At 72.9% G+C, this 1917-nt stretch carries 3 protein-coding genes; 1 reads left to right on the top strand and 2 read right to left on the bottom strand.

What is annotated here, in order from left to right:
- Positions 1–259 precede the first annotated feature (259 nt).
- Positions 260–469: a hypothetical protein gene (locus IH13_RS0136230; protein ID WP_031091426.1), complete on the bottom strand. Its 210-nt coding sequence runs from the start codon at positions 467–469 to the stop codon at positions 260–262.
- A 180-nt stretch (positions 470–649) separates the two neighbouring features.
- Between IH13_RS0136230 and IH13_RS0136225 the strand changes: the two genes are divergently transcribed.
- On the top strand, positions 650–1624 hold the full coding sequence (locus IH13_RS0136225) for a carbohydrate kinase family protein (protein ID WP_031091425.1): 975 nt from the start codon (positions 650–652) through the stop codon (positions 1622–1624).
- 49 nt (positions 1625–1673) lie between these two features.
- On the opposite strand, the gene IH13_RS0136220 is transcribed toward IH13_RS0136225, so the two are convergent.
- The coding region (locus tag IH13_RS0136220) for a sulfurtransferase TusA family protein (RefSeq protein ID WP_199814939.1) at positions 1674–1917 on the bottom strand (244 nt) is incomplete at its 5' end.

Here is a 1917-nt window from a genome sequence, read left to right as displayed (position 1 = left end):
GGCCCGCCCCTGGGAGGCCGACGCCCAGTACGCCGCGCCGCCCCCCGCCAGCAGCACCGCTGCCGCCACCGAGACCACCGCCAGCGGGGAACGCCCCCGTCGCGGGCCGGTCACGTCCTTCTCGGGTCGCTCGGTGCTCACCGGATCGCTCCTTCGACTGCCAGCCGTCACTCGTGTACCGCTGCCCCCGGTGGGGACACGGATGGGACGGGGCACGGGGGCGGGCGGTTCCACCGCGCGGGCGGGGAGCCGGGGACGGTCAGTCCCCGTACTCGGACATGGCGCCGACCAGCCGGGCCGAAGAGGGCGGGACCGCGACCCCGTGGATCACGGACGGTACCGCCGGCCTCGCGGCGGCCTCCGTGGCGGTCCGGGTGGCGGCGACCCAGCGCGGCGCCATGCGCGCGCAGTCACCACGCAGCTCGGCCAGGCTCGTCTCGGACTCACGCGGAGCGATGTCGTTCGGCATGAGCGCACCGTACGCACGACGGCGCTCGGGTAGAAAGCCCTACTATCGGGTAGTTTTCCCTCTTCCCCCCACGTGGCGGCACCGGAGGGCGGGGGAGGCCACCGGGTAGCGTGAACTGTCACGCCGTCCCGGAGGGCCCGCTGCCGCGGTCCCTCCGCCTTCCGCAGGAGCAGCCTCCCCGTGCGCATTGCAGTCACCGGCTCCATCGCCACCGACCATCTGATGACCTTCCCCGGCAGGTTCACCGACCAGCTCGTCGCGGACCAGCTGCACACGGTCTCGCTCTCCTTCCTGGTCGACAACCTCGACGTGCGGCGCGGCGGCGTCGGCGCCAACATCGCCTTCGGCATGGGTGTCCTCGGCACCCGTCCGATCCTGGTCGGTGCCGCGGGGGCGGACTTCGACGACTACCGCGCCTGGCTCGACCGGCACGGCGTCGACACCGGCTCCGTCCGTATCTCCGAGGTCCTGCACACCGCCCGCTTCGTCTGCACCACGGACGCCGACCACAACCAGATCGGCTCCTTCTACACGGGCGCGATGAGCGAGGCCCGGCTGATCGAGCTCCAGAGCGTCGCCGAGCGCGTCGGCGGCCTCGACCTCGTCTCCATCGGCGCCGACGACCCCGAGGCGATGCTCCGGCACACCGAGGAGTGCCGCGCCCGGTCGATCCCGTTCGCCGCCGACTTCTCGCAGCAGATCGCCCGGATGAACGGCGAGGAGATCCGCATCCTCCTCGACGGCGCCACCTACCTCTTCTCCAACGAGTACGAGAAGGGGCTCATCGAGACCAAGACCGGCTGGAGCGACGAGGAGATCCTCTCCAAGGTCGGCCACCGGGTCACCACCCTCGGCGCCCGCGGCGTCCGCGTCGAGCGCGCCGGCCACGACCCGATCGAGGTCGGCTGCGCCGAGGAGGAGCGCAAGGCCGACCCCACCGGCGTAGGCGACGCCTTCCGGGCCGGCTTCCTCTCCGGCCTCGCCTGGGGAGTCGGTCTGGAGCGCGCCGCACAGGTCGGCTGCATGCTCGCGACCCTGGTCATCGAGACGGTCGGCACCCAGGAGTACACCCTGCGCCGCACCCACTTCATGGACCGCTTCACCAAGGCCTACGGCGACGAGGCGGCGGCCGAGGTCCGGGTCCACCTCTCCTGAGCCCGGCCGTTCCTCCGGGCCGGCCCGGTTCCCCGGGGCCGGCCCGGGCTCACGTCAGCCGGCGGACCACGTAGGCGGAGCCCCGCTCCGCCGGCTCCTCGCCCACGTACTCCTGTTGGCGCATCTCGCACCACGCCGGGATGTCGAGCCGGGCGGCCTCGTCGTCGGCGAGGACCGTCACCGTGGAGCCGACGGGTACCTCTCCGATCACCTTTGCGAGTTCGATCACCGGGACCGGGCAGCGCCTGCCCAGGGAGTCGACGACGAGTGACGGGTGCGCGGCGGGGGAGGGG

The sequence above is a fragment of the Streptomyces sp. NRRL WC-3549 genome, from assembly GCF_000721935.1.
In the GTDB taxonomy this organism is placed as follows: domain Bacteria; phylum Actinomycetota; class Actinomycetes; order Streptomycetales; family Streptomycetaceae; genus Streptomyces.
This window is presented reverse-complemented; position numbering and strand designations above follow the sequence as displayed.